This window comes from Ideonella sp. P3_A4 (assembly GCF_056403075.1).
This window is the reverse complement of sequence record NZ_JBFUGE010001007.1, coordinates 1-1,485: the sequence shown is the minus strand read 5'-3', so window position 1 is coordinate 1,485 and position 1,485 is coordinate 1. Positions and strand designations below refer to the sequence as shown.

At 67.7% G+C, this 1,485-nt stretch carries 2 protein-coding genes; one reads left to right on the top strand and one right to left on the bottom strand.

The genetic code is table 11. From position 1 onward, the window contains the following. Positions 1-10: 10 nt before the first annotated feature. Entirely contained in the window at positions 11-1,081 is a 1,071-nt protein-coding gene (locus tag AC1DYI_RS35325; protein WP_477208758.1) for a bifunctional nicotinamide-nucleotide adenylyltransferase/Nudix hydroxylase, read from the top strand. Here AC1DYI_RS35325 and AC1DYI_RS35320 read toward each other — a convergent pair. After that, positions 1,071-1,485: hypothetical protein (locus tag AC1DYI_RS35320; RefSeq protein ID WP_477208757.1), on the bottom strand; the 415-nt coding region annotated here is incomplete at its 5' end. The two genes, AC1DYI_RS35325 and AC1DYI_RS35320, sit on opposite strands and share 11 nt — an antisense overlap.

The following is a 1,485-nucleotide window of genomic DNA, read 5'->3' as shown; positions in this document are numbered from 1 at the left end:
CAACAACGCCATGCGCACGCCACCACCCGCCGTCGTCCCCACTCTTCGTGCCGCCGTCTGCATCGGCCGCTTCCAGCCTTTCCATGCCGGCCACCTGGCAATGCTTCGCCGCGCCTTGGAAAAGGCGCCGCGCTGCGTCGTCGTGCTGGGCTCGTCGTTCCAGGCCCGCACGCCGAAGAACCCGTTCAGTTGGCAAGAGCGCGCCGAGATGATCCGCCTGAGCCTGCCCCTGGAAGACCAGGAGAAGGTGCAGTTCCTGCCGCTGCGCGACTGGTACGACGAAGCGCGCTGGACGGTCGCGGTGCGCGAGGGCGTCGAAGCGCTGTGCCCACCGTCGGCAGGCACTGGCGACATCGCTCTGGTCGGCCACTTCAAGGACGCGACCAGCAACTACCTGCGCAACTTCCCCGGCTGGCGCATGCTGAGCGTGGACCGCCTGCACCCGGCCGACGCCACGTCACTGCGCGATGCCTACTTCGGCTCGACGCGTGAAGACATGCCCGGCACGCTCGCCGCTCTGGTCGACCAGGTATCGCCAGCGGTAAAGGCTTTCTTGCAGAGCTGGAGTGCGCTGCCCGCGTTCGAAGCGCTGCGCGAGGAATGGACGATGCTGCGCAACTACCGCGCCGCCTGGGCCACCGCGCCCTATCCGCCGGTGTTCGTCACGGTCGACGCGGTGCTGCGCTGCGCCGGCCATGTGCTGTTGATCCGCCGCGGCCAGGCTCCTGGCAAGGGCTTGTTCGCGATGCCGGGCGGCTTCATCGAGCAACGCGAAACGGCCTACCAATCGGCGCTGCGCGAACTGCACGAAGAAACCGGGCTGAACATGCTGCCCGAGTCGATGCGCCAATCGCTGCGCGCCACCCAAGCCTTCGACCACCCCGACCGCAGCCAGCGCGGCCGCACGATCACCCACGCCCACTACTTCGACTTCGGCGACCGCGAACTGCCCGAAGTCCGCGCCGGTGACGACGCTGCCAGCGCGCAGTGGGTGCCGATCGATCAGCTGCTGAGCCTGGAAGACCAGTTCATGGACGACCACTTCCACATCCTGGACCACTTCCTGGGGCTCACGACCTGAGCGTCAGCCCTTTCGTCGCGCCGCTGGCGACGTCCACATCCCACAGTCGCCCTTCGCCGTCGAACACCAGGCAGTGCCCAGCCTGCAAGCGCACCTGCGGCCGCGCCGATGCCGGCCAGGTCAGCCGCGCATAGGGCCGGTGGTTGTTCAAGGACAAGAGTTGCCAATGCACCGAGGCACCGTCGTTCAAGCCTGCCATCAACCAGCCGCTGCCAGCGCGTGCCTGCACCGTCACCCCTTCGACGGCCGAAACGCCGGCCACTGGTGAAGCGTAGGTGGAGCTGAGCTGCCGGTGGTGGATAACGGCACCACCCTGGTCGTCGGTGCCGCACCACACATCGAGCACTCCACCGTCCGGGTTCAGCAGACGCAGGCTTCGCTCCACTGGTGCGTCGGGCACCAGC

What these genes read in the sequence shown, in the direction of transcription:
- AC1DYI_RS35325 (WP_477208758.1), top strand. Translation starts at nt 11, where the DNA reads ATGCGCACGCCACCACCCGCCGTCGTCCCCACTCTTCGTGCCGCCGTC.